The organism is Leptospira biflexa serovar Patoc strain 'Patoc 1 (Paris)' (genome assembly GCF_000017685.1).
Taxonomy (GTDB): Bacteria; Spirochaetota; Leptospiria; order Leptospirales; family Leptospiraceae; genus Leptospira_A; species Leptospira_A biflexa.
Window position 1 is genome coordinate 1 of sequence record NC_010844.1, and the last position, 25884, is coordinate 25884.

Annotated in this window: 21 protein-coding genes; 11 read left to right on the forward strand and 10 right to left on the reverse strand. The window is 37.4% G+C overall.

Annotated elements, in window-relative coordinates; genetic code table 11:
* Positions 1-345: 345 nt before the first annotated feature.
* The 4 genes from LEPBI_RS18430 to LEPBI_RS18450 all read left to right on the forward strand — a co-directional run bounded on the left by LEPBI_RS18430 (position 346) and on the right by LEPBI_RS18450 (position 3317).
* Positions 346-1077, forward strand: coding sequence for a ParA family protein (locus LEPBI_RS18430; protein ID WP_012476752.1), 732 nt, complete (start codon positions 346-348; stop codon positions 1075-1077).
* Positions 1078-1105: 28 nt separating this feature from the next.
* Positions 1106-1984 (forward strand): ParB/RepB/Spo0J family partition protein, encoded by an 879-nt coding sequence (locus LEPBI_RS18435; RefSeq protein ID WP_012476753.1) that lies wholly within the window; start codon positions 1106-1108, stop codon positions 1982-1984.
* A 554-nt stretch (positions 1985-2538) separates the two neighbouring features.
* Positions 2539-3132 (forward strand): helix-turn-helix domain-containing protein, encoded by a 594-nt coding sequence (locus tag LEPBI_RS18445; protein WP_041770281.1) that lies wholly within the window; start codon positions 2539-2541, stop codon positions 3130-3132.
* Entirely contained in the window at positions 3129-3317 is a 189-nt protein-coding gene (locus LEPBI_RS18450) for a hypothetical protein (protein ID WP_012476755.1), read from the forward strand. The genes LEPBI_RS18445 and LEPBI_RS18450 overlap by 4 nt, the downstream gene beginning before the upstream one ends.
* A 24-nt stretch (positions 3318-3341) precedes the next feature.
* Here LEPBI_RS18450 and LEPBI_RS18455 read toward each other — a convergent pair whose 3' ends face one another.
* Positions 3342-3929, reverse strand: coding sequence for a TetR/AcrR family transcriptional regulator (locus tag LEPBI_RS18455; protein WP_012476756.1), 588 nt, complete (start codon positions 3927-3929; stop codon positions 3342-3344).
* Positions 3930-4021: 92 nt separating this feature from the next.
* Between LEPBI_RS18455 and LEPBI_RS18460 the strand changes: the two genes are divergently transcribed.
* Positions 4022-4495, forward strand: coding sequence for a PaaI family thioesterase (locus tag LEPBI_RS18460; RefSeq protein WP_012476757.1), 474 nt, complete (start codon positions 4022-4024; stop codon positions 4493-4495).
* An 8-nt stretch (positions 4496-4503) separates the two neighbouring features.
* On the opposite strand, the gene LEPBI_RS18465 is transcribed toward LEPBI_RS18460, so the two are convergent.
* Positions 4504-5112 (reverse strand): TetR/AcrR family transcriptional regulator, encoded by a 609-nt coding sequence (locus LEPBI_RS18465; protein ID WP_012476863.1) that lies wholly within the window; start codon positions 5110-5112, stop codon positions 4504-4506.
* Positions 5113-5220: 108 nt separating this feature from the next.
* Between LEPBI_RS18465 and ppnP the strand changes: the two genes are divergently transcribed.
* Positions 5221-5532: a pyrimidine/purine nucleoside phosphorylase gene (ppnP, locus tag LEPBI_RS18470; RefSeq protein WP_012476864.1), complete on the forward strand. Its 312-nt coding sequence runs from the start codon at positions 5221-5223 to the stop codon at positions 5530-5532.
* On the opposite strand, the gene LEPBI_RS18475 is transcribed toward ppnP, so the two are convergent.
* Positions 5523-5702 (reverse strand): YegP family protein, encoded by a 180-nt coding sequence (locus tag LEPBI_RS18475; protein ID WP_012476865.1) that lies wholly within the window; start codon positions 5700-5702, stop codon positions 5523-5525. The two genes, ppnP and LEPBI_RS18475, sit on opposite strands and share 10 nt — an antisense overlap.
* A 133-nt stretch (positions 5703-5835) precedes the next feature.
* Between LEPBI_RS18475 and LEPBI_RS18480 the strand changes: the two genes are divergently transcribed.
* Both LEPBI_RS18480 and LEPBI_RS18485 read left to right on the forward strand, forming a co-directional pair.
* The gene (locus LEPBI_RS18480; RefSeq protein ID WP_012476761.1) at positions 5836-7713 is read left to right on the forward strand and encodes a 7TM diverse intracellular signaling domain-containing protein; all 1878 of its coding nucleotides are present in this window, start codon (positions 5836-5838) and stop codon (positions 7711-7713) included.
* A gap of 115 nt (positions 7714-7828) precedes the next feature.
* The gene (locus tag LEPBI_RS18485; protein WP_226992977.1) at positions 7829-9331 is read left to right on the forward strand and encodes an MASE3 domain-containing protein; all 1503 of its coding nucleotides are present in this window, start codon (positions 7829-7831) and stop codon (positions 9329-9331) included.
* Here LEPBI_RS18485 and LEPBI_RS18490 read toward each other — a convergent pair.
* The 4 genes from LEPBI_RS18490 to LEPBI_RS18505 are packed head-to-tail and all read right to left on the reverse strand — an operon-like array spanning position 9311 to position 13093.
* Complete coding sequence (locus LEPBI_RS18490; RefSeq protein ID WP_012476763.1) at positions 9311-10363, reverse strand: hemin-degrading factor; 1053 nt, start codon at positions 10361-10363, stop codon at positions 9311-9313. The genes LEPBI_RS18485 and LEPBI_RS18490 overlap by 21 nt on opposite strands.
* Positions 10360-11139 (reverse strand): heme ABC transporter ATP-binding protein, encoded by a 780-nt coding sequence (locus LEPBI_RS18495; protein WP_012476764.1) that lies wholly within the window; start codon positions 11137-11139, stop codon positions 10360-10362. The genes LEPBI_RS18490 and LEPBI_RS18495 overlap by 4 nt, the downstream gene beginning before the upstream one ends.
* The gene (locus tag LEPBI_RS18500; RefSeq protein WP_012476765.1) at positions 11136-12119 is read right to left on the reverse strand and encodes a FecCD family ABC transporter permease; all 984 of its coding nucleotides are present in this window, start codon (positions 12117-12119) and stop codon (positions 11136-11138) included. The genes LEPBI_RS18495 and LEPBI_RS18500 overlap by 4 nt, the downstream gene beginning before the upstream one ends.
* A complete protein-coding gene (locus tag LEPBI_RS18505) occupies positions 12119-13093 on the reverse strand; it encodes a heme/hemin ABC transporter substrate-binding protein (RefSeq protein ID WP_012476766.1) in 975 nt (324 codons plus the stop codon). The genes LEPBI_RS18500 and LEPBI_RS18505 overlap by 1 nt, the downstream gene beginning before the upstream one ends.
* A gap of 19 nt (positions 13094-13112) precedes the next feature.
* On the opposite strand from LEPBI_RS18505, the gene LEPBI_RS18510 reads away from it, so the two are divergent.
* The 3 genes from LEPBI_RS18510 (at position 13113) to LEPBI_RS18520 (ending at position 16955) form a co-directional block, all read left to right on the forward strand.
* Positions 13113-13820 (forward strand): hypothetical protein, encoded by a 708-nt coding sequence (locus tag LEPBI_RS18510; RefSeq protein ID WP_012476767.1) that lies wholly within the window; start codon positions 13113-13115, stop codon positions 13818-13820.
* Positions 13821-13881: 61 nt separating this feature from the next.
* Positions 13882-14574, forward strand: coding sequence for an HmuY family protein (locus LEPBI_RS18515; RefSeq protein WP_226992978.1), 693 nt, complete (start codon positions 13882-13884; stop codon positions 14572-14574).
* The gene (locus LEPBI_RS18520; protein WP_226992980.1) at positions 14574-16955 is read left to right on the forward strand and encodes a TonB-dependent receptor plug domain-containing protein; all 2382 of its coding nucleotides are present in this window, start codon (positions 14574-14576) and stop codon (positions 16953-16955) included. Before LEPBI_RS18515 ends, LEPBI_RS18520 begins: the two co-directional genes overlap by 1 nt.
* A gap of 18 nt (positions 16956-16973) precedes the next feature.
* Here LEPBI_RS18520 and recD read toward each other — a convergent pair whose 3' ends face one another.
* From recD to LEPBI_RS18535, 3 genes are read right to left on the reverse strand one after another with little or no spacing between them, the layout of a single operon-like run.
* Positions 16974-18776: an exodeoxyribonuclease V subunit alpha gene (recD, locus tag LEPBI_RS18525; RefSeq protein WP_012476770.1), complete on the reverse strand. Its 1803-nt coding sequence runs from the start codon at positions 18774-18776 to the stop codon at positions 16974-16976.
* Positions 18773-22396, reverse strand: a complete 3624-nt coding sequence (locus LEPBI_RS18530) for a UvrD-helicase domain-containing protein (protein WP_041770286.1) — start codon at positions 22394-22396, stop codon at positions 18773-18775. The genes recD and LEPBI_RS18530 overlap by 4 nt, the downstream gene beginning before the upstream one ends.
* Positions 22397-22398: 2 nt before the next feature.
* Positions 22399-25602: an exodeoxyribonuclease V subunit gamma gene (locus LEPBI_RS18535; RefSeq protein WP_012476772.1), complete on the reverse strand. Its 3204-nt coding sequence runs from the start codon at positions 25600-25602 to the stop codon at positions 22399-22401.
* Positions 25603-25884 lie beyond the last annotated feature (282 nt).

Below are 25884 nucleotides of genomic sequence, written 5' to 3' on the forward strand. Positions count from 1 at the left end.
AGAAAGTTTACATCACCCAGTGAAAGGGTTGTGATAACCATAAATTTCATCCAAAATAGTACAAGAATTTTTCTAAGCCAATCTTAGTTTTTTCTCTTTCTTTGGGCGCATCGAATCCTTCCAATTCGTTGGCTGAATTTTAAAACCGACCAGGCTCTCCGCTCCCAATCGAAACCTTTTCGGTTTCGATTTCCGCTTCGATCCTTTGCGCGGAATTCCCTTACTTACAAAACATCTCAAATTCATATCTATCCCCAAGGTACGCTGGCGTACTTTTTAAAAATTAGATCTGAAAATTTAATTTTCATTGCAACCGGAAGCAGGAACAAAAAAAATAAATCTGCAATGAAAATCATTACGGTTGCCAACATTAAAGGTGGAACTTCCAAATCCACCACAGCAATTCACCTCGCACTTGCTCTATCCAAAAAAGGTTCCACTCTCGCAATCGATATGGACCCACAAGCAGACCTTTCCGACTTCTTTTTCCCGGAAGAACCAGTTGAGTTTTTTGACTCAGGGAACACATTATCCGTTTTAAATGCCGAAACCACTCTCGCCGAATCGATCAAAAACTCAAATAATGTAGATGTGCTCCCCTCGATCATTGAACTCTCAGATTTGAGTTACCTTGCCTCCAAAGATTTTTCCATCATCCCAAGACTAAAAAACGTACTCTTAAAAACAAAATATGACTACGTTGTCATCGACACACCTGGATCGGGTTCCTCTGAAAATATCACTTCTTACCTACCTGCATCCGTAATTCTTGTGCCAGTCACTCCATCCAAGTGGGCTGTGCGAACAGTTGCCCAAGTCCTAAAGAAAGTGAGCGAAGCAGAAAGATTCGACGAACAAAGCAAAAAAAAGTCTGTTATGATCCTACCCTCTCAGTGGGGGACATCCCAAAAACAAATGGACCTTTTGGACAAATTAAGGAATATCAAATCGCTTAAAATTCTAGAACCAATTCCAAAAAACGACAGTATTCGGGACCGTACAGAGACTGGCAAACCTCTTCAAGAAGGAAGTGCTCCTTGGAAAGCTTTCGAAAACTTAGCGGAGATACTCAAATAAGGTACGCCGGCGTACCTTTAAAAAAATCATGAAAAACAAAACAAATTTCAATCCTGCAGACATTTTATCAAAAGCCTCAAACAGAACATCCTCCCTAAATCCATTCCTAAGTTCTGAAAACGCGGCACAACACCAGACAATTGATATCCCAATTGATTTAATCATCACAGAAAACAATCCGAGAAAAACTTTTAATGAGACAAGCATACGAGAACTTGCCGACTCGATATCTCAATATGGATTGTTACAACCTATTGTTGTCAGGAAAAAAGCAGGCAAATATGAACTCATCAACGGAGAAAGAAGATACCGTGCCCACAAACTATTAAAATCCAAAACAATTCCTGCGGTGGTCAAAAACGTAGAACAAATTGACATCACAAAATTACCCGAGATCAAACTAGTTGAAAATCTCCAAAGGGAAGACTTATCTGAATCGGACCTTGCCCTCTCACTCCAAGAATTAAAAAACCGTCATAAAGAAACCAACGAACAATTGGCAAAAAGAATTAGTAAATCAGCACAATGGGTAAAAACAAAAATCGCACACGCTGAGATCTTAAAGGAAACTAGCCTTAACTCAAATGTAGATAAATCCCATCCAATTTACCAAATCCCAACAAGCCTATTTACAGAAATTGCACCACTTGATGTTTCAAATCGCAAAAAAGCCATCGATTACCTCATCAAAGGACTCGAGAAAAAAGGTGACTTCCCTTCCAGAAATGACCTTCGCGAATATGTAAGACCTTTAAAACCAACCAAACAAACAAAAGCAAAACCGAAACTAAGCCAATTGGAACTAAAAGACTTAAAATCAAAACTGGCGAAAATCAAAGAAAAAATATCTGTTTTACAAAATGAAAAAGCGATCCTAGAAGAAACAATTCGAAAGTATAAGAAGTAAAGATTGTTCTAACAATGGATTTACCTAAGTGATTTTTTTCGAGTTTTGAATCAAAAAAAACTTGTACTGAATTCCAAGCCAAGTTAGATTGTACTCAATCCTTAACTGGGTTGAACAAAAACCCTGGGAAGTGTGGTAGCAACCCAGGGACTTTTCTCTCCCATCAAATCCCCCATCCAAACTTTCCCGATGTTTCCAAAACCATTCTAGATTCCCACGATGGCTCTAATGAGACCTTCATCGAATTATGTCTCATTTTTTCCATTGACAAAAAGGAGAGATCTGTACATGTAGGGAACGTTCGGGGCACACAACCGGACACGGCACTACCACTTATGCCGTCTTTAGTTCAACCCGGAATTTTACCAAAAGTTCCGATGGACGTTCGTAAGAACTTCCAAAACGTTTCTTCTTTCTATGACCGAAGGTTTGTTTTCAAAAACAAAAAACTTTGGTTAAAGAGAGTAGGGGACAATGCATCGTTTCGATGTATCGGCTAAATACAACCAAACACTCGTAGCCGGAGTTGTGTGGGTTTGGAAAAGGAACCTAAAATGAAAACTAACCGAAAAGGAATATGGATCCCCGTTTGGATTGAAAACCTAAACTTATCCCATAGCCAAACAAAACTCTTTGCCGAAATCGTTTCGCTCTATGAAAACGGTGGTTGTTTTGCATCCAATCGTTATTTCAGTGAAATCCTAGGCCTGAAAGCTGACACCATTTCAAGACTCATCACGTCTCTGAAACAACTAGGTATCCTGGAACAAACTGGATTTGATGGAAGGAGACGTTTTCTAAAACCAATCCTTCAGTTCCAACCAGAAGCCCTGGAAAAAAATCCAAGTCTAACCAATGTGACAATTAGCAACAAAATCCAAACCACCACCGCAAACAATTCCAAACCAGCATTGGATTCTAGTTACGTCCCTAGTATTACAGTACAATTAAAGAATACAGTACATACAAAAACTTCCTTTGAAGAATTTAAAGTTTGGAGTGAAAGTACATTATCCCATTCAACGCATTCCAAAATTTTACATTTCACTTCTCCCGACTCTATGGAAGAAAGTTTACAAAGAATTTGGAACCAGTGGATGGAAAAAACAAAACCGAAATCCAATTCGTTTCAGGTGGGAATTGTATGAAAGTTTATCGCCACAAAAAAACAGGGAACTTGTATTTACAACTAGATGAAATGAAAAATTGTACCAATGCAAATGATGGACAGAAAATGTTTTTCTACACGGAATATGGAAAAGAAAATCCAATGAAGTTTGTCAGAGAAAAATCAGAATTTTTAGAGAAATTTGAGGAAGTGAAGTTCCTATAAATTGGTTTTCATCAATGTTACATTTCAAGTTGCAAAACGAAGCATTGTTTCTGCCAACTCGATTTGAGTTTGGTTCAATCGTTTGCCTTCGGAAATGGGAAAATTGGTTTCTAAACTTAAATTACTAAATCCATGGACAAGTGACCAAGACATGAGTGCAAAACTACGGTGGTTTTCTTTTCTTTTTTTAGCTTTAAGGAAAAAGCGACAACCATGGACGAGTACTGCATACGATTTCAATTTTGACCTTTTCAAATCTTTTGATTCTTTTTCTCGTTTTGTTTGGAACATCAGTTTATAATAATTCGGATTTTTCAAAGCAAATTGGATGTACACAAGTCCAAGTTTTACAAAATATTCGTCGGGATTTTTTTTGTCTTTTGCGACTTTTTTCTGTAAGGAAGCCAATCGATCAAATCCAATTGCAGATAAGATTTCTAACACTTCATCCTTGTGTTGGAAATGCCGGTAGACTGCCGCATGAGAAACTCCAGATAAATGGGCAACCTCCCTCAGTGAAAAATCGGTCATCCCTTTTTTTTGAAGTAGTTTGTGGCAGGATTTGATAATGGAATTTTTTAAATCTCCATGATGGTAGGTATTTTTTCTCACAGAGATATTTTGGAAAATAAGTTACCACTGGCAACATTTTTTCTTGCTTTTATACTGATAAATGTTACTGCTGGTAACATAAGAGGGGATTTATGCAAACACTGAGCACCCAGGAAACACAGGCCATTTTAAAAGAAATGACTGAAAATTTTAATCACGGTGGTAGAAAAATCACAGTTCCACCGCCCATTTTTGTGGCCATGAATGCTGAGATCATTTCCTATACAAAAGGGAAAAGTATCACTGTTTCGTTTCCTGTTACGGAAGAACAAACAAATCCTATGGGAATGATGCAAGGCGGCGTGATTGCGGCTGCATTTGATAATGCATTCGGGCCTCTCAGTTACTTGGTGGCAAAACGACCAACGACAACAATCGACATGAATATCCAATACATCCGGGGAGTGGCAGTTGGCCAAAAAGTAATTGTAAAAGCTGACATCGAAGCAAAAGGATTTTCAACGATTCATATGGTAGGGGAGATGAGAACGGAAAAAGATAAATTGTTAGCAACAGCGACTACCAATTTATTGATTTTAAAAATTCCCGGTGGGTTAGGGGAGTAATCTTTTTCTTATTTAGAATCGTACCGTTCGAGAAGCATTTCGATAATCGTCGGAGTGCACATGGTGGTATCATTAAAATGTTGGCTCATGATCACACCATGCAAAAAGGTTTTAATGAAAATCATTTCTTTATCGGGGTCTTTGATCCCATAAGCTCTAAAACGTTCCCGCATTGCTTCTTTGAAAGGAGCAAACCGCCTTTCCACATTTTCGATCATTTTTTTGGAAAGTGAAACTGCACTTGGTTGGAAAAGGCATACAGTAATCAAAACCATCGTTTTTCTTTCTTCTTTTGCGAACTGAATGGATCGAATGAAAAACTCCCTGACATACTCTTTTGCAGATAAGTTAGGTGGGATATTGTTATAAAATCTTTCCTGTTTTGCTAAATGGGAATCGATGATTTGTTCAAAGATTTGATTTTTACTTTTAAAATAATTATAAGCTAACCCTTTGGAAATTTTTGCATGGTTGGCGATCATTTCCATCGTCGTTTGGGCAAATCCGTGTTTTGAGAAAAGGACAATCGCAGAGGCTAATATTCTCTCGGTTGATCTCTCCCTAGCGAGTTGCTTTTTGTTATCGGATTTATTGGGAATCTTTTGTGGCACTGGCATCACCCTTCCTGTTAATCTGAATTTCGCAAACACTTTTTGGACCAGTTTCCCTGGGAATTGGTTGAGAAATCACTTGGAAGCCTTCCATTGCTTCGAAATCTTGACGGTATGAGTTCATTTACATCCGTAACAGTACTAAAATCTGCAAACATTTATTTCGATGGTAAGGTGACGAGTCGCACCGTTTTATTCCCCAATGGAGAGAAAAAAACCCTTGGGATCATGTTGCCTGGTGAGTATGAATTTGGAGCGGATCAGAAAGAAATTATGGAAATCCAATCTGGTAAATTATCGGTGTTATTACCAGGATCCGAAACATGGCTTCAAATTAACGGTCAAGCTACCTTTGAAGTCCCTGCTGGATCCAAGTTCAAATTGAAAATTGAAACAGTAACGGATTATTGCTGTTCTTACGTTTGATCGTCGATTCCTGCATCTGCGGCATTGGTTTTTACTGATTTGATGCCGTTCTCACATGCTTGTTTCGATGAGTATCCTTCACTAGATGCAATGATTTCACCATTGGCTGCTTTGAGTCGGAATCGGAATTCTCCTGCTTTGTCTTTGTAGATTTCAAATTTTGCTGACATGTACGTATCTCCTTGGAAAAGCAATGTTATCCGAACATGAAAAATTCTGGCAATGAAGTTTTATTTCTATTTTTTGATCGTTTCCAGTTAATTTATTTCATCCAATGAAAAAGGAAAGAGTAAGGGCCATCAAATGATCCAAAGGGATTTGTTATTCAATCTATGGCTACTCATTGTTTTTTTATCAATCACAAGTTGTACTTCCAAATTACCAGAAAGACCAATCATACAATATAGTTTTCAGAATTTAACTTTAGAACAAGTGCTAAGTGAAGATGTGGTTTGGTCCAAACCCGAGGAAATGAAATATAACTTTGGTTATTGGAAACGGTATGTTTGGGTAAAATTCGAACTCATTAATCATTCTGAATCTCCTTCTCAGTATATTTTGGATATTGAGTCACCTTGGGTGGATGAAGTCATTTTGGCCTGGAAGTCTCTTGCAACGGTGAACACGATTGAATACAGGGGTAGCGATTCTCATACACTCAAAGAAATTCCACATCGAAACCCGGTCTTTTCACTCGATTTGTCACCAAACGAAAAAAGGATCGTTTACTTAAAAATAACAAATGTCGGTATCCTATCGGCACCACTTAGGATATGGACTCGAAATTCATTCTTTGATCGAGTGGAAAGAGATTACATTGCCAATGGAATTTATTTCGGAATCATCTTCGCATTATTACTCTATAACCTACTGATATTTGTTAGTGTAAAAGAAAAAGCTTACCTTTTCTATTGCCTGTATCTAACAACTCTTCTCATCAATTATGCACTGCTCGGTGGTTTTTTTAAACAATTGCTAATTCCTGAATCCTATCTAAACATTAAGCCATACTTATATACTTCAGTGAATGCATCCCTCTTGTTTGTAGGACTTTTTTCACTTACCTTCTTAAATTTAAAAAGTTTAAATCCGAAATTGGATCGATTGATTTTGGGAAGTGCAGTGACGATCGGCGTGTTTTCCGTTTTTTCTTTTTTTATCCCTTATCATTGGATGGAAATATCCTTCATATATACTTTTCCTTATTTTCTTCTATTGCTAGTGTCATCTGGAATTTACTCTTATTGGAAGGGCGTCAAGTCTTCGCAATTTTTCGTTTTGGCTTGGGTAACTTTGTTTGTCGGAGTCATTGTGGATTCCTTGACAAAGGCCTCTATTCTACCAACCACAACATTTGGTAGATATGGTGTTCAAATTGGAACTGCATTTGAAGTCATTTTATTTTCTTTGGCTCTCGGGCGGAGACTGCGATTTTTATTAGAGGAAAATATATCTTCTCAAAACCAGCTAACAACGATTCGCAAAGATTTGGAAACTGCTCGTCGAATCCAAATGAGGATTTTGCCTGCAGAAGTTCCGAAATCTCATCAATTTTCGGCGATTGTTTCTTATCTGCCTCTTTATGATATTGGAGGTGATTTTTATGATTACTTCGACTCCAATGAAAACGAATTAGGAATTGTGATCGCAGATGTGACTGGGCATGGAGTGAGTGCAGCACTTGATTCATCTACAGTGAAGATTGCCTTTAGGAATGCAAAAGGTTTCATGCATTCTCCAAAACAATTGATGGCAGAGATGAATCGATTTTTGTGCACAAGTCTAAATGCACGGTTTGTCAGTGCTGCTTATTTCTATTTTGATTTTGATCAAATGAAATTAACATTTAGTTCCGCTGGGAATCCTCCTTTAATTCTCATTCGAGATAGGGAAGTCCAGTCAGTTGAATGCCCTGGATTGTTACTTGGTGTAAAACCTGATTTCTCCTATGAACAAAATGAAATTTTACTCAAAAAAGGAGACAGGTTATTAATTTTTACAGATGGTTTGTATGAAAATTTGAAGCCCAACGAAGATATGTATTCCATCTTATTTCCTGAGATTCGACCCATTGTTGGATTAGCACATCATGATTTTCACCAAAAATTATTAGAACGATTGTCTTCTGTTAGAACAATTCTAAAGGATGACATTACTTTTATTTCACTCGATATAGTATGATTCCCTAGCATTCTAGTTTTCTTTTTTGAAACCTATTTTTTAAAACTTGAATTTACGCTGACATTCTGTTAGTATACTCACCTAAAACATGCGAATTCAAAGCTCTTTCGTCGATTTGAAACAAATCCAGTTTTTTGGGATGATACTGCTTTTCTGTATCATTCCTATGGCATGTATCTTGTTTTTTCCTGAAGTTTTCTACAAAGAATTTCCTATTGAGTCTTTTGTTGTATTTCATAATATCACAGAAATCTTTAGTATCATTGTTTCATTTTCCATTTTTGGATTAGGGTATTCTTCCTACTCCCAGAGTCGAAATACACAAACTTACTTTTTAAGTATTGGGTTTTTGGTGATAGGGCTCATTGATTTTATGCATACATTGGGTTATAAGGGTATGCCTGATTTTGTTACACCCAACTCGGGCAATAAATCCACTCAGTTTTGGCTCATAGCAAGGTTCATAACGGCTCTAGTTTTCATTGTAGCAGTCTATGTAAAACCTAATAGGCGATATAGTGCCTTTAGGGGAAATTTATATATCTTTGTTGCGTTTTTGTTCGTTGGTTTTGTTTATTCGTTGGTGATTTTTAATTCGCATCTCATTCCAGATACATATATCCATGGTGTTGGTCTAACTCAGTTCAAAAAGAATTCTGAGTTAGTGATCATGTTGATGTTGGTTGTGGCGATCGTATTGTATTCCTTTTCAAAATCTTTACACTCTGATAAACAAAGGCAATATTTTTTAAGTGCATTTATCATTTGTTTCTTTAGTGAGTTAGTATTTGCAGTCTATACAAGTGTTTTTGATGTCTTTAATGTACTCGGTCATGTTTTTAAAGTAGTTGCCTTTCAGTTTATATATAAGGCAGTTTTTGTGTCTGCGATTAACGAACCATATGAAAAGTTAATCCATTCGAATGTAGTACTTTCCAAGGAAATTCAAGAAAACGAAGAGTATGCAAAGGTAATTCAAAAGTCATTAAAAGAAAAAGAAAATTTGATCGGCGAGATATTCCACCGTACAAAAAACTCGATGGAGCTGGTTCGGTCTTTACTGATGATTCAATCCTCAGATTTTCCAGATGATCAAAACATACGTAAAATCGTAGATAATACATCTCTCAAAATTCAAACGATGTCGCTTGTGCATGATCATTTGTATCAAAATAAAGACTTAAGTGAAATCCAAGTATCGGATTATCTTTTATCGCTTACTGAAATGGTGAAGGCAATGTTTCCAAACAAAGGGAAAGGAGTCGAAATCCAGCTAGAAGCGAATCAAGGAGTACTGTTACTCGATACTGCCGTTCCGTTAGGATTAATTTTTACAGAGCTTCTTTCTAATAGTTTAAAATATGCATTCAAAGATTTCGCAAATGGTAAGATTTCGATCAAGTTTATGATTGAGGGAGATAGATCTCATTTTGAATACAAAGATAATGGGATTGGGTTGCCAGTCTCATTTGATATCAATGATCAAAAAAAATTGGGATTGAGTCTATTAAAGATCATCGCTGAGAAACAAATGGGAGGAACCTTGAGTATTGATGGTACTCAAGGATTTTCGTTACAATTTGATTTTCCGAATAATTTATATAAAAGAAGAGTTTAAAATATTTTCCCTTCCAATGGAATCATGGACTAGTTCAAACCAAGTTTTTGATTGAGGAATCCCTGGTTTTCTTTTACCAAACATTTGTAATATGAGATTACCTTCTTTGTCAAATAATTCTATAGAAGTAACCATTCCATCTCTTGTTGGTTTGTTTACAACATAAGAAGTTTGAATTTGATCGGTTCTTAAGTGCAAATTAAAAATTGGATCTAAAACATTGAACCAGGGCCCCATGATTTGTAAATTTTTGATTTTGCCGGTATGGATTTGAATGATACTTGGATTACCAACAAAAATCATAATTTCGAGATCCATTTTACTTACTTTGTTTAATAATTCGATGAATTCATTGACCGATATTCGATAGGAAAATTTCCCTTCTGCGGATTGTAAAGAAAACTCACGAGAATAATCGTATTTTCTAAGTAAGGTGAAAAAATCGTGAGTGTCTTCTAGTCGACTCCATTCTTCTAAAAATTTCGGTATCAGATTTTTATCATTCGTTTCAATCTTTCGCTCTCTACCAACTAAATCATTTGTAAATGGAATGCTTTCATCTACAAAAGTATCCTTCAGTACTTCCCATCCTTCATCAGATGATTTTTCGGTTTTGTAGATTTTGTGTACGGCTTCGCCTGATGGATCAAAAAATTGAAAACTTTTCGTAATCGAATCTCTTTTTAAGTCTTCCACATAAAATCCAAATTTCCAATCTTTCAAAAAGATTCTTAGATCAATGTCTTCTCCAACAGCTAAGGCAGTTTGTCCATTGACTGATAAATTGGAGTAAGTCCCTTTCCTTTCGTGGACACACGATTCGTTGCGAGTTAAAGCCATTACATACCCAAGTTTTGGCGTTTCCAAAAGGAATTCCGCGAAATTAGGTTTTAGCTGTTTGACTCCCTGGCCAATGCATGTTGTAAGGAGTTCTACTTCACTTACGTTTAAATGTTTGGCTGCGTCTCGAATTCGTAGGTTTGGGATTTCGGTTTTGAGTGTTTCCCATTTTTGTTTTAATGTATCGTTCATATTGGACCTCCTATGATCTCAGGTATGATAAAATTGATTTCATTAGTTTTCAGAATCTTTGTTTTGATTCCGAATGCGATTTCTAAATTCTTTGTGGTTAATACTTCTTCTGCAGTACCTGATTGAATGAGTTTTCCTTTGTCGATCAATGTAACTCTATCAGCATACTGAGATGCTAAATTTAAATCATGTAAGATCATGAATACCGCGTAACCTTTGTTTGCCATATGTCGGCAGATATTTAAAGTTTGGTATTGGTTGGGAATGTCTTGGGCAGAAACTGGTTCATCCAGAAATAAATACCTTGGGGGTGTTTCCCAAACCTGTGCTAAGATCCTGCCGAAATTGATCTTTTGTTTTTCACCTCCTGATAAAGTTGGATAGTGTTGGTGTTTTAGTATCGTCGAACTTGTAATGTCTAAGCAAGCCTCCACGATCTCTTTATTTTTGAGTTTATCTGTAATATGTGGGTATCGTCCAAGCGCAATGATCTGTTCTGAGGGAATCGGAAAGTTGATTTGTGTATCTTGCGAAAAGACTGCTCTGAGTTTTGCAAGTTCAGTCTTTGGAATGGATTCGATTTCTTCTTCGTTACAATGTACTTTTCCTGATTGGAGTTTCGTGTCCCCGCATAAAATATGGAATAAAGTAGATTTCCCTGCTCCATTACGACCGATGAGAACATGTAATTCTCCCGGTTTGATTTCGATACTAATATCTTCAAGAATCAGTCTGTTGCCAATCTGATAGGAAATGTTTTTACCGATGAGGCTCATAAGGATTGTTTCCTCTTTAGGATTAAATTAAGAAAGAAAGGTGCACCGAGGAGGGCAGACACGATACCAACTGGAATTTCGGATGGAGCGATGATCACCCTACAAATTCCATCAGCAAAACACAATAGTCCTCCACCCAAAAAATAAGAAGCATACAATAGGTGACGATAATCTTGTCCAATTGCAAGTCTGACAATATGAGGAACGGCAAGTCCAATGAATCCAATATTCCCAACAAGAGAAATACAAGAACCCACACTGATGCCAATCAAAACGATCATCAGTGTTTTTAGGATTTCGACAGAGACTCCCAAGTGACCTGCTTCTCGTTCTCCTAAGATGAGAACATTCAATGGTTTGACAAGGAAGGGGCTTACAAAGATTGGAAGAAGGTAAAAAATAGAAAATGATTGGAGTAGGTTCCAAGATGCCCCTCCCAAACTTCCCATATTCCAAAGTGATAAATTTCTTAATTGTGATTCACTTGCTAAATAACTTAAAATTCCAATAAAAGAAAAACAAAGTGAATTGACTGCAATTCCTGATAACAAGATTGATTCAATGTCTGTTTTTCCTTTTGTATTTGCAAAAATGAATATGATGAAACAGGAGATCATCCCACCAACAAAAGAAAAAATAACCACACTCCAAATTGTATGAAGGAATGGGATGAATCCACCAAGTACAATCGCGATTGATGCAAAGAGAGAACAACCAGCTGTGATCCCAATGAGTCCTGGGTCTACAATGGGATTTCGAAATAAACCTTGTGCGAGAGCTCCCGACCATGCAAGGGAACCACCAACAAGAATTCCGAGTAAGATGCGTGGAATTCTTAACTCGAAAAAAACTTTTGATCCAATTGAATCGGCAAACAAAAGTTCGGTCCAAGTAATCTCCATCGCTCCGAGTTGAGATGAGATGATGGCTGCCAAAATAGCGAATAGAACGCTGAATAAAATAAAATACTTTTCTTTCATTATTCGAATTGTTTCCATTTTTCGTTTAATGTTTTGAGCGCTTGAGGTAGTCGGGGTCCAAAACCTAAAAGCAATAGGTCATCCACTAAGATGATATTTTTTTCTTTTCCCGCGCGAGTGAGTTCGATTCCATTGATGGACCAAATCGCTTTTGTTCCACCAAATCCTTCTGCTGATGATTCTGGCATAAGAATGATATCTGGATTTGCTTTTACTAACGCTTCGCTTGTGAGTGGTTTGTATTCTGAAAACTCAGTGATGGCATTTTTTGCTCCTGATAAAGTAATCATGGCATGAGCAGCAGTACCTGAGCCGGAAATAAAAACAGAACTTGGGTTTCTAGAGTATAGGAACATCACTTTCACATTTGTTTTTTTTAACTGGAGAGCTTGGGTTTGTGTTCGAATTTGATTCACGAGGCTCTCAGCTTCTTTTTTCTTTCCTAATAGGTTTCCAACAGCTAACACGCGATCGATGGGAGTTTCCAGTTTGAATTCATCGGGAAAGAGTGTGACTTGAACCCCAGTCTCTCTAAGATTCTGAAGGGTTTGTATGGGTCCTGCTGTTTCTAAACCAATCACAATGTTTGGTTTAAAACTTAATATGCCTTCGGTAGTTAAGGTTCGTTGGTAACCAACTACTGGTAATGCTGTCGATTCTTTCGGATAACGAGAAGTGGAGTCAATGGCAACAAGAGAAGGATTGGCTTTGAGAGCATACACGATCTCTGTGATGGTTCCGTGAAGGGAAACAATTCGTTCCTTTGTTTCGGGCATGAGAGGCGTGACGAGCCATACAAACAAAAAAGGAATGAGGTAGAGTCGGGATTTGGAAATCTTTGTACGTTGGTTTTGGCTTTGGATCATGGGCCAAGACTGAGAGTGGGTGGATTCTTTGTCAAGATTAATGAGAATGAGACTCAAAATATATATTGACGCAATCGGGCAGGTTTCTTTATTGAGACTAAGAATCAATTAATCAAGGAGTGCATTCATGAACCTACCCAACCGAATCTTCAAAATAGGACTGCTCGTCAGCTTCAGTTTCTTATCCATCCAATGTGATGATGGTGATTCCCAAACGGAGACAACAGTCTTTTTAGGATTGTTAGCTGCCGATGCCAACAAACGTTGCGAAACTAAAATCGATGCTTCGTATACATCAGGAACGTATGCTACATTGTGTACGCCACAAGCGGGTCCTGGTCGTTTCTTTCGTTTTGAAGGAATGAAAGCCTTAGGGGAGAATGGATACTTTTACCTATTCCTAGGATACTCGCAAACACCCACTTCGTCCACTCCCAATGCGTCAGGACAATATTCTTTTGTAGCTGGTAAGTCCGTATCGAGCCCGAATCCTTATGTTTGGTTTCGTAACTTAGAATTTGGGAACTACCAAGGTGGACAAACTGCCAGTGGAGCCAATTCAAACGCCTTTAGTTTATCCACAGAGCAAGAGTTATGTGTATCCTTTTCAGGTAATACTAGTGCTCCTACTACTTATTTATGGGTAACGGGTGTAGGTGGTGCAAATTGTAAGAATACAGCCACTCTTCAAAAAGAAAATGCCATCATCAATTATGTCGGTTGGCCAAATGCAGAGAATGTATTGTCTACAAGTGGTCAGTCATTCTTTCGGTTTAGTAATGTTAGTCTCTTAACCGCATCAAAGATCGTCGTCTCATCGGACAGTGTACTCTAAATCAAACTCTGTCAGATCGGATGATTCGATCTGGCAAAGAAATCTTATGAAGAGAAAAGATATGCCTAGAAAAAAATTCATTTTAAAAACATGTTTCAAATACTCAATTTTACTCATCGTTAGTTCCTTCCAGATTCATTGTTCTATGAAACCAAAATCGGAAGATAACTCACAAGCCTTACTATTCTTATTATCGGATGAAAATAGTACGAGTTTGAATTGTACTAGTGTTCCATCAAATGCTGTTGTCACTTCAGGTTCCTTTACGACTTCAGCAAACGCATCTTCCAATTGTAATTGGGTCTATGTCAGTTTGAAAGGGAATGGGGTATTGGCAGATGTCAATAGCCAATGGGATATTGCGTTCAAACGATTCAATGTCGCAACCAATAGTGGGACGAGCGGACCTGGCACCGGTGGAGCTTGTGATTCTGGTCAGACAAACTTTTCCAATGCATTCAATGGATCAGAATGTACGGCTGTGATTGATGTCAAACTCACAAGTTCAGGTGGAGGGCCTGTTTCTGCTTCCCAAGAAAGTATCAATCCGACTATGGCTGCTCCTTTGGATCTTTCGCCAATGCCATCGGGTTATGGAACTTGGTATTCCTATTCCAATGGAATCTTAACAGCTAAAACAAAAGTATTCATTGTGACTGGAAGCGACGGCGCAAAATATGCTGTCCAGTTTCTGGACTATTATAATGCAGCTGGCACATCAGGTTTTCCGAAGTTTCAATGGAAAAAACTCTGATGAAACAATCGGAATTTTCCAACTTAATGAGAGTTTTATCTTTCATTGTATTTTGGAGTCTAGTTACTTTATTTTCTTTTCAAGGCATTTATCCGGAATCCAAAACTGATTCAATCGAAGATAAGACAAATATCATCACAGTAACTGGTACAAGGCGAAAGAATTTATTAAAAGATTCTACAATCACAACAGAGGTCATCACAAGAAAAGATATCGATGCGATGGGCGCTAGAGATTTATCGCAAACCTTAGGCAATGTGCCGGGGATTGAGGTAAAACCTGCTCAATCAGGTGAAAGGGGGCAGACAGTCCGGTTACAGGGTCTCTCTGCTCAAAATGTTTTGATATTAGTGGATGGCCAAAGGACAACAGGGCGTTTTAGCGGCTCGATTGATTTGACTCGGTTTAAAGCAGAAGATATTGAACGGATCGAAATTGTGAAAGGTGCATCATCTGCCATTTATGGTTCTGATGCCATTGCAGGAGTCATTAATATCATCACAAAAGAAGCACAGGATCCTCTTTTTGCAGAATTTCGTTCGTTAGGTGGTGCTGGTAGTGAACGGTACTTTGGTCCTTACATGGAATACCGAAACTATGCTTCCGTTGGTGCCAAGTCTGATAACGTATCTACTTTATTCACCGTTGGTTGGCATAAAGGGGAAGGATATGATTTGACTCCAGATGCTACGATTGGTCCAAGAAACGGGCGTTATGCATCACTTGCTCCAGGGTATAATCCATATACGTTTGAAACACCACTCGCGAACCAATACATTTTAGCGACACGGTTTCCGATGTACACTCCACCTCTTGAGTCCACATCGGGAAGTGCCTTTAATGATATGAATTTATCAAATAAAACAGTGTATAGGCCAACTGATAATTTGATTTTCACAGGACAATTTTACTACAGGCATTTAGATCAATCAGCAGTTGATGCATCTCCACCCAGAACTATTTTTGATCGAAGGAACAAAACACATGATTTTATGGGGGCATTTAACGTAGATTGGATTGCATCACAAAAAATAAATTTAAATCTAAATGCAAACTATTCCAGATTCCAAGATTTATATGTGACGGACCAACGAAAGGCAGATGATTTAGACTCACAACAAAGAACTGACAATGCAGTCACCGAATTTAGAACAAGGGTAGATTATAAAATTTCAGAAAATCATGTCACATCGGTGGGAGCTGAAAATTTACAAGATCAAATTTCATCGGCAAGGATTGCTCCCGATTGTCGACGAACCTATCCTAATCTCTGTTACGAAGATTTTAATCCATTGTTAACGAAAGGTCAGTCCATCAATGGGAATGCCTATCGATTTAGGAATGCGTTTTATTTGCAAGATGAGTGGAGGGTGTCAGATAAACCTAGAATACAAATTGTACCTGGCATTCGGTATGACCACGATTCGATTTATGGAGGGGAGTGGCTTCCCAAACTTGCCATTCGATATGATGTGACGGATCAATTTAGGATCCGTGTGGCGAATGGACTTGGATACCGAGCACCAAGTTTCCAAGATTTGTATTTTAATTTTTTGAATCCAGGTGTTGGTTATCGTGTAGTAGGGAATTCTGATTTGAAACCAGAATTATCACGAAGTTATAATTTCGGTTGGGAGTGGGACATCACCAAAAGAATTTGGTATAGCTCGAATTTATTTCATAACAATGTAGATAATTTAATTGGATATCGAACAAATCCTGTAAGAGATGCATCAGGACTTATGGTATACCAAACGTCAAATTACCAAAAGGCAATGACCCAAGGGATTGAGTCTTCCATCAATATTCGTTTGACAGACATTGTGACAACGGGCGTTGGGTATACTTATACAGATAGTAAAGATGAATTAACCAATTTGCCATTGGAAGGTAGAGGGCGTCATCGTTGGAATTTGAATCTCAGGGTAGAAGAAAAATCAAGTGGGATCTCTTTATCTGTCTTTGCAGTTGTTTTTGGAAAACAACCATATTATTGTATTAAAAATTCGTTTTGGTGTAATCCAGATTTACCATCAAACTTTGATTCATTAGAAACGATCTTAAACCAAGAATCGCAAAGCTCAATTCAAAACCTATTTGGTACACTGCCTACAGTTCTTTCTGATTACTGCGCTGAAAAGAACATTTCCTATTGCACCACAAGTCCCACATATGGATACCGTATGGTGAATCCCTACTCAAATTTAAACTTAAGACTTTCTCAGAGATTTTTAGGTCATTTCCAATGGTTTGTTGGAGTGGACAATGCATTAGATGCTTGGGATCTGCAATACAATCCGCAACGCCCTAAATTCTATTATTTTGGTTTGGATGGGAAATTTGCTTTTAGTGATGTGAAACTAAAGAATGGTGATTCTTAAGTCTAAGAATTCTTTTCGCTATGGAATGTGAATTCCTGTATACCGCTTGCGAAACGATTGTAATCCAAATTCCCAAGTTTGAAAGTCACCAAGTAAGATCACGCGTTCTTTGGCGCGAGTGATTGCTGTGTACAAAATCCTTCGGTTGAGTATGGAAAGATTGTTCTCTGAATCTACGTCCAAAACATTCATCGGAGGAAGATAGAGTAGGATCGATTTGTATTCGGAACCTTGGCTTTTGTGAATGGTGAGAAAAAAAGCGGGTTCGTGATCAGGGAGTGTGTCTAAGGCAAAGGAATACAATCGATCTTCAATGGGGAAAACTGCTCTTAACTCTGAATGGATCGAAACAACTAAACCAATGTCACCATTAAACAATTTTCTCATTGGGTCATTCGATTGGATGATAATGGGCATCCCTTCAAAGTAAAAAGACTTGGATAACTGTCGGTATTTGAGATGGAATTCGTTTTTTGGATTGGTTAATTGTTTTTTCGCATAACGTAAGATTTGGCCTTGGATGGCTTCGATTCCAAAGTATCCATTTCTTAGAATCGTCAAACATCGATACTCATTCACGATCGACTCAAAAATGAATTTGTTTTTTGGATCTTTCAGTGCATTTGGTTCCCAATGGAATTTTGAGGTCTTATTGGCAGTGTGCAAATAGAATGTTTCCCATAAAAAGGGAACCATACTTTCTATGTTCCAATCGTGTATCTCAGGATGGTTTCCATTGGTTGACTTTGTTTTTTTGTCACCTTGGATCCAAACAAAATCATGTTTCAAATTCAAATCCGATTTTGTGATCATCTTTGGTAGTGGAAATGGTTTTGTATTGCTATTCGTATCAAAGGATTGTTTTACGATCTCAGCAAAAACACTGAATTCAGAATCATTCGAAAAACGATGGTTACTGTTAAGTTCCGATAAAAATTCTTTTTTATTTTTTAACGTGGTGATGAGATCCGTTAATACTTCACCTTGCCCAACGGAAGGAAGTTGGTTTGGGTCACCGAGGAGAATGATATGAGTATCGAAATGGATCGCCGAAAAAAATAAATTCATTAATTTTAAATCAACCATCGAGGTTTCATCCATGATGATGAAATCATAGGGTAGATAACGTTTTTCTCCAAATTTGGCTTGGTTGGTTGTTGGGTTGATTTTTAATAAATTGTGAATGGTTTGTCCACGGAAATTGGAAGTCAGAGAAGGATCCGCTTGAAACTTTTCCAAATTCCTTTGGATGGATTCTGTTAATCTTTGCGAAGCTCTTCCTGTTGGCGCGACGAGGGCAATCCTTTCCATCGAAGGTAGTAACTTCAATCGATCGAATGCCATTAAGATAAAGGATACAACCGTAGTTTTTCCTGTCCCTGGGCCACCAGAGATCACACGGAAATTGGATGTGATCACATCTTGAATCGTTTCCCTTTGTTCTTCTGCCAGTTTGATTTTTGATTCTGTTTCTAAACCACTTATAATCGTTTTGATTTGATCTGCGGTGATCGTTGTATTCTTTGTTTGGTTTGTTTTGTGGTTTAAGAATGTGAAGAGTAGAGATTCGAAATTCCTTTTTTCGGAATGACTTTTTTGCAGATACAATCGGTTTTCTTTTCCTGTTCTTTCAATCACAAACGGGAAATAATCTTTCATTTTATCGATTGTTGTGTCATCTGTTATGGGAAGATACAAATCTCCGCTTTGTGATTGGACAAGTAAACTGGCAATCGTATCTTTTAGCGACGTATCCCAATCTGGGAAAAGTTTGTATAACGAATTTAGAAACGATTGGATTTTTTCATCGATCACTTTCATGAATATACCTTTTCCAATTGGTCAGAGGCACTCCGGATATAGGCCATCACTTCTTTTTTGATTCCTTCAAACTGTTCGATCGTCCATACGGAATCAGAATGTTTTAAATCAGAGTAGATGCCTGTTTGGTTGTCACCTAACATTCCTCTTAAGAATAAATAATACACTCCACCAAACTTCTCTAAGGCTATATCGGGTCCAAAAAGAGACTTTAGGTATTCAAATAAAATAAACGAATACACAGACTTTTGGAAGAGATAACCTTTGTCTCGGACTGCATTTGCGACTGCTTCACTACTATAATCGTTGTTTGGTAACAAATTGGATTTATAATCGACAATATAGAATTTTTGATCTTTTACAAAAACCAAATCGATGGCGCCTTTTAAGTAGTGTTCGAACCCATCTGTTAAGGAGGCACCACTTTCTTTCAGTAAGTTCTGTAAGAACAAATGGAATTTCAATTCTGCGGATTTTTCTTCTTCCTTTAATTCACTGAGAGAGAAGGAGTTGCCTGTCGCAAGCTTGATCTTTGCTGTCATTGCATGTTTCAATAAAGTAGCCACTGTATGCTCTATTTTTGCATCCTTACCTTCGATTTCCAATGGATATCGTAAGAAAGATTTTTGGTACGCCCACTTCCAGGAAGGACTCTCGAGGATGGCATCCACTTCCAATTGGAAGGTAGAAAAATCACATAATTCAAGAATTTTATGTAAAAAGTTTCCGACCTTCGCACTCGAGGGCAATTCGAACGTTGTGCTTACTTCTACATCAGGAGTTTCTTCTAATTCTTTTTTCTTTTCCTCTTGGGAAACATTTAAGTTTTTTTCATTGGCTTGCAAACTTGTATAACTATGTTGCAAGAGCACTCGACCAATTTTGATTTCGGAAGGGTAGAGAATCGGGAAAGATGGTTTTTTCGTTTGGGTGACACTTGATGTTTGAAGGTTTATTGTTTGTGATTCTGAAAATTCATTGGGATTTCGGAATACAAAAGACGACTCAAGAAAAGGATTTTGATTTTGAAGGGTTTGAATTCGAATTAATTCTTGGTAGAGGATTTGGCTATAACCAGAATTCGGAAGCGAATCTTCTTTTTTGGACCTCCCCCAATTGAGTTTGGGAAGGTATAACCTAAGATTGGGCCTTGTCAGGGCAACATATAACAGACGTTTTTGTTCATTCAGGAAATGGTTTTCTTCGTCTTCTTTTTCTGGATTCAAATCCCATAAGTCAAGAATCCATTTTCTTTTTTTACCTTCTGGCGTTTCTATTTCAATTGGGTATTCTGTATTGGTGAGATTGGTCCCTCGATTGCCAAAATAAAATAAGAATACGACAGGCCATTCCAATCCTTTCGATGCATGGATGGTTAAAATTTGCACCGAATCTTCTTCTGTTTCACGATCAAATAACGGCTCTTCTTCGGGAGATTGTTTTTTTTGTTTGAGCTCACGCAAACTCGCGAGTAACTCTAACAAGCCACAATTTGATTTCAGTTGTACTTCTAATAATTTTTGAAAGATTTGTCGGAAGTTTGTACGTTTTCGTTCCCATTCCAGTGTATGATTCCCTTCCAACCAAAAGAGTTTGGTTTCGTCCATCACAGAACGAAAGAAACTTGCGTATCGATTTTCTTTGATAAGTCTCTGCCATTTGTCGATGAGAGATTTTTCATAGGAGTCAATGGAGTGTTCATCAAACTTTTGGATTTCATGAGGGTGGATGCAGAATATATCAGAGAATAGGATTTTTTTATAACTTTGTGAGGAGTTGGAACTTTGTAAACATTCCAATAGATTTTCAATTTGATCTGCTTCTCTGGATTGGTAAATCCCTCTTTGTTTGTAAATGGAACAGGGGATTCCCGCTTTTGTTAGATAAAATTCAACAAGTTCTGTTTCTTTTTTATTCCCACAAAGGATGGCAATGTCCTTTAACTTGATCTCTTGGATTTCGCGTTCGCCTTTTTTATTGTATAGAAGACTTGTTTCCTTGTTTTGGATTCGTTTGATTTCATTTCGAATTGTTTCAGCCCAAATATTTCTGGATTTGTTTACATTCGGAAACCGTTCTTCGAAATCAAAAATATGAATCGCTGATTCCTCAGGATTCACATACTTGTACTTGATGGTATCGATGTCAGGTGATGATACTTTCTTATATAAATAGTTTTCTTTACTAGAGCCTGGTTCTTCGATGGGAAAAAAATGAGTTTCACCCCATTCTTTTGTTTCATCGTGGAAAATGGTATTGAGTCCATGGATTAATTCTTTTGTGGACCTATAGTTGGTTTCTAAGGTGGATTTTGATCCTTCGAAGTCACGAGATGCTTCCAGATAAATTCCAATATCAGCTCCGCGAAATCCATAGATACTTTGTTTTGGATCTCCAATACAAAAGAGCATTCTGGACTTTGTATCTTTGTCTAAAAATAAAGTTTTAAAGATTTGGTATTGGTTTTTGTCCGTGTCTTGGAATTCATCCAGGATACAAACTTGGAATCGTTCTCGTAACGATTGAATTAATATTTGGTTGGGATTACGAACAATGACATCATATACCTTTAAGATCATTTGATCATAAGTCAGGTATTCGCCATTTTCGATGATGGATTTTGTTTTCGAAGTGAGTTCGTGCACTGTATTTTGCAAAAAGATGGATCCATCATAATCCAATTGGCCAAGAGGGAAGATTTCTTTTAGCGATAAAACAACAGATTTTATTTTTCCTTGTAACACAACGGATGCTGCATCTAAATTTTTTGCAATGGTAGTACTCCCTTCCAAAAGGAAATAATCGAATCCACTGGCTTTGCCTTCTTTTCCAAGGGAACGGCTTAATTTCGAAATTCGTTTCAATTCTTTTGCTATATATTTTGTATCTTCGTTTCGGATCGCTTTTGCAAATGACTCGAGTGATGACCAATTTTCCATCCATTTCGGGATACTACCTTTAGCTCCTTGAGCGGCAATCGCTTCACCGGTTGGTCCTTTGAAAGCTTCGCAGATGGTTATGAGTTCTCCTAAGAGATTACTTTTGTTTGCGTTGTGAATGCATTCCTCTAAGGATACAAACTCCGGAAATACATAGTCCTTTGTATCAGCAAGGAGTTTCGAAGTGGAACTTATAACGAGGTCTTCCTTTTTCTTTAAATTGGAGATAAGAATATCGTTTGCAAGTGATTCCTTGTCTCTCCCTTCCCATTGGCTTCTTTTCAGATCATAAAAGGTCTTTCGAATCAATTCTTCATTCGATGTTAATTTTACATTGGGATTGTTTTGGGTTTCGACTGGGTATTCCGTTAACACCATATTACAAAAACCGTGGATGGTCGAGATGGTGACTTGGTCTAAATCGCGGAGGTAATGGTAGTATTCGGGGTGTTTTCCGTTCTCATATAATTCTAAGATTTTTAATTTTAACCGGGCTTTTAATTCGCCTGCGGCTTTTTCTGTAAAGGTAAGCACTAAAAATTGAAGCAGTCGATTCTCTTTGGTATGATTTGTTACATCATGGGTCATCACATCACCTAACATTTGCATGATTAGATGTGTTTTCCCGGTTCCAGCGGAAGCTTCGATAAAATTGGGATGGTTGACTAAAGGATGGTCCATTTTCAAAATCCTTTTTTCAGAAGTGGCAAAAGTAGGGGATAGACCTTCTGAAATGAAAATTGATGTAGTAAATCCTTCACATATGGAGATAATTTCATATGTTTCGATTCGAATTCTATCATTTGATCTGACTCTTCTTCCAAATATTCCTTCCAGGCAGATTCTAATTTGTGACCATCATCTAGAGAGTGCTCCATTCCCATTTCGGCAAAAAATAGATTGAGACCAGGATTTGGTACATACATAGGTGGTGATTCATTGACAAGAGTGACAACGTTTCGAATGTATTCTGCCGATTCTTTTTCTGTTAAACTGTCGAAGTGAAGGATTTCATTCCCTTCCTTCTGTTTCGATAAGATAGGTATGATGACTAATTTTTTTCCAATCGTTTGGAATAGACATGCACTTAAGAAAAGATAGATCATCTTACCAAAATAATCTTTTAAATATTCATTTGCTTTTTCTGGTTTTCCATGGAAACTTTTTGGATAAAACCAGTAGTATGTATCACCAATCGCAATCAAATTCTCCCACTCACCAGTGATGAATTGGGTTTCATCCAAAACAAATGTTGGCAATTGAAAACCAGTTCGTAGTCCCGTATCCCCCACTGAGAGGGAACTCAAATATTGTATTCCATTGGAATTCGAGAAGAGCTCTCCCTTTAATGTTTTGTACACTTCTGCAATTTCAGTGAGTTCTTCTAATAAGGTTTCTGTTGTGACCAAATGGAAAGCCCCATAAGGAAATTCTGCCTTGTTCTCTGCGATGGCACTGAACTCGTTTATCTTTTGTTTGATTGTATCTTTGTCCCAAGGCCAAGTTTCCTCTTTTGCCAATGATTCCGTAAACAATGGTAGAAATTTTGATTTGAATAAGAAGGTTTCCAGTGCATTGAAATAAAATGGTTCTTCCAAAGAAGTTTCTTCTTCATCTTCCATAAACCCTAAGTTTTCTTTGATGTAAGGGAGAATGGGATTTTTAAACGCAGAAGCAATGGATGCAATGGAGATTTGTTTTTTGAATTTCCATTCTGAATGGGGCAAAGGTAAATCTTCTAAGGAAGTAAAATCTGGTTTTGGCAAATCAGTATTTAAACTTCTGTATTGTTTTAAATTCCTAGAATAATCATAAGAATGTAAAATTTCCCGATCATAAAAGCGACTATAGGGTGTTAGGGGGATTTCAGTCGCTCTTTCGATCCCAAGAGAATGCATCACCTCAAACAAACTAGAACAAGGCTCAAATTCCTTATCTTCTAATGTGTTTTTCCCAACATAGGAAAATGTGATACTATCCTCAGCCGATAAAATGGTTTCCCATAATAAGGATTCTTGGATTTCAATTCGATTCAAATCCCAAGGTTTAGAATCATTTTTTCTTAAGTTAAACCTAGATACATCTTTGGAACCTGGAAATTTTCCTTCACCCAATCCAACGATATAGATATGCGAAAAGGGAATGGGTCGCATGGGTTGCAATAGAGAAATCGTAATCCCTTCCGTGAGGTAATTTCCTTTTTGTGTGGGAATGTTCGAAAAGATTTCCTCCGTTTGTAATTGAAGGAATTGTAAAAAGTCAGTAACATGGTTCCACTCAGTGTCACACCATTTCGCAATGTTTCCTAACCACTCTGTGAGATAGATCCTTTCGTTTTCTGTTTCTTCACTAAACTTTAAGAATTGGTTCCATTTGGTTTGAAAAGCTTTGAATCTTTCATTGATTGGTAACTGTAAAAATTCCGATTCAAAAAATGATTGTAACGATTTGATTTCTTCCCAAATCAAATTCAAGTAAAGAACCGAATCTTCTTTTGCCAATGGATCTGTGATCACTCCCATGTGACTCCAAGTGGTAGCTTCATCACTCATGACAGATAGGACTGCGCGTTTCACTCCAAAGGAAATTGTATACGGGTTCTCTTCTTTGTTTTCATCATAGAGGGAACCGAGTGAATCGAGTAACTGAATGACAGAATGGGTTTGGTCAATGGAGTCAATTTTGTTTTTGCCAGTGATGAGGGGATTTTGTAACAGATGGATCAATTCATCTTTTTGAATTCGCTTGTTCAAAAACGATTGGAAAAGAATTTCAAATACTTTGTATAACAAAGAAGTTTCTTTTGCTACTAAATCAGATAGAGAATAATTCAACCTTTGGAGAGTAGGGGTCTCATCAATCCTTTGTGTGGTATAAATCCCTCCATGGAATACCCATTCAATCGCTGCTTTGTAGTCATTTGTATTCGGAACAAGGATCGCAAAGTCCAATAAACTTAAGTTCCCTTTGCTTGTGCTAATTTTATGAAGGATGTCATGGGCGATGGATTCCATCTCGCGGTATTCGGAAGGTGCATTCCATACTCTCACAGTTTGATCGTTTAAGTAATTTTCTTCTTTTACTTGTTCTTCTAACAGAATGGATTTTAGTTTTGCTAACATGCCACCACTTGCATATTTGGAAGTTTCTTTTTGTTTGGTAAGATTCGAAAATTCTTTGGCTAGATAGGATTGTGGTTTTGCAAATTTGGATAAATAGTTCTTGGTTTTCTCTGGATTTTGTCCAATGACTTTGCCATTATGAAATTGGTAGATATAGATGTTTAAATTTGCATTTGGATTCTTAGAAACAGTTTTCAAAAAATTTATATAAGTCCCAGACAAATTGGACAAACAAAAAAAATGTAAATTGCCTTGGAGGGATAAGTCTTTCCCTTTGTTTAAGTAGTAGTATAAGTTTTTTTTGCCACCATCATTTGTTCCGAGGTAAATTTCTTTTTCTAAATCCCAGTATGGATCACTTGTGAGTTGGTTTGGAATGTTACTCTTTTCATTCCCGAGCCATTGGTGGATCCATTCAGACCGATTCAATTCATAATCTTTGAAATACTTTGTCAAAAGGTCGGATAAATAGTATAACTTTGGTAATTCGGATATGTATGTTTTGATTTCTGGATGATTTTGGAATAAGGACGTTTGGTTTTCATAGAGGTAACGAAAACAATCCTTCTTGAAGGAATTGTAATCATAAAATTCCACACTTTCCGCCCATGCAGGGATTTGTAAGGAAGTAAAAATCATTTTTAAAATCGCTTTTTCTAAAAATGTAAATTCAATGTTGATGGAAAGTTGTGAGTCATTGTACTTCGGTATGTTGAGTTTGAGCCATGGAATTAAATTGGTATTCGGCACAACCACGAGTGGCATGCGAAGTGATTCTCAATTTGTTCCTTTTTGATTTGTTTTGTTAATTCCGAAGTGATTTCGTGCAGATGAAGCCCTGCAAAATAATGTATTGGCAAAAAAAATCCCTTGATTCAAAAAATCAAACATAGTTTCACCTCGTAGAAGTGGGAAGGCAATCATTATCTGTTGTTTCGTTTTGAAAAAGAAAAAATTAGGGCGCCATTTCCGGCTATACGCTCCAATCTTTGCCTAAGGCAAAGGATTTCCGCTGCTATCCGGGGCGCTCGTGTATCGAAATCAATT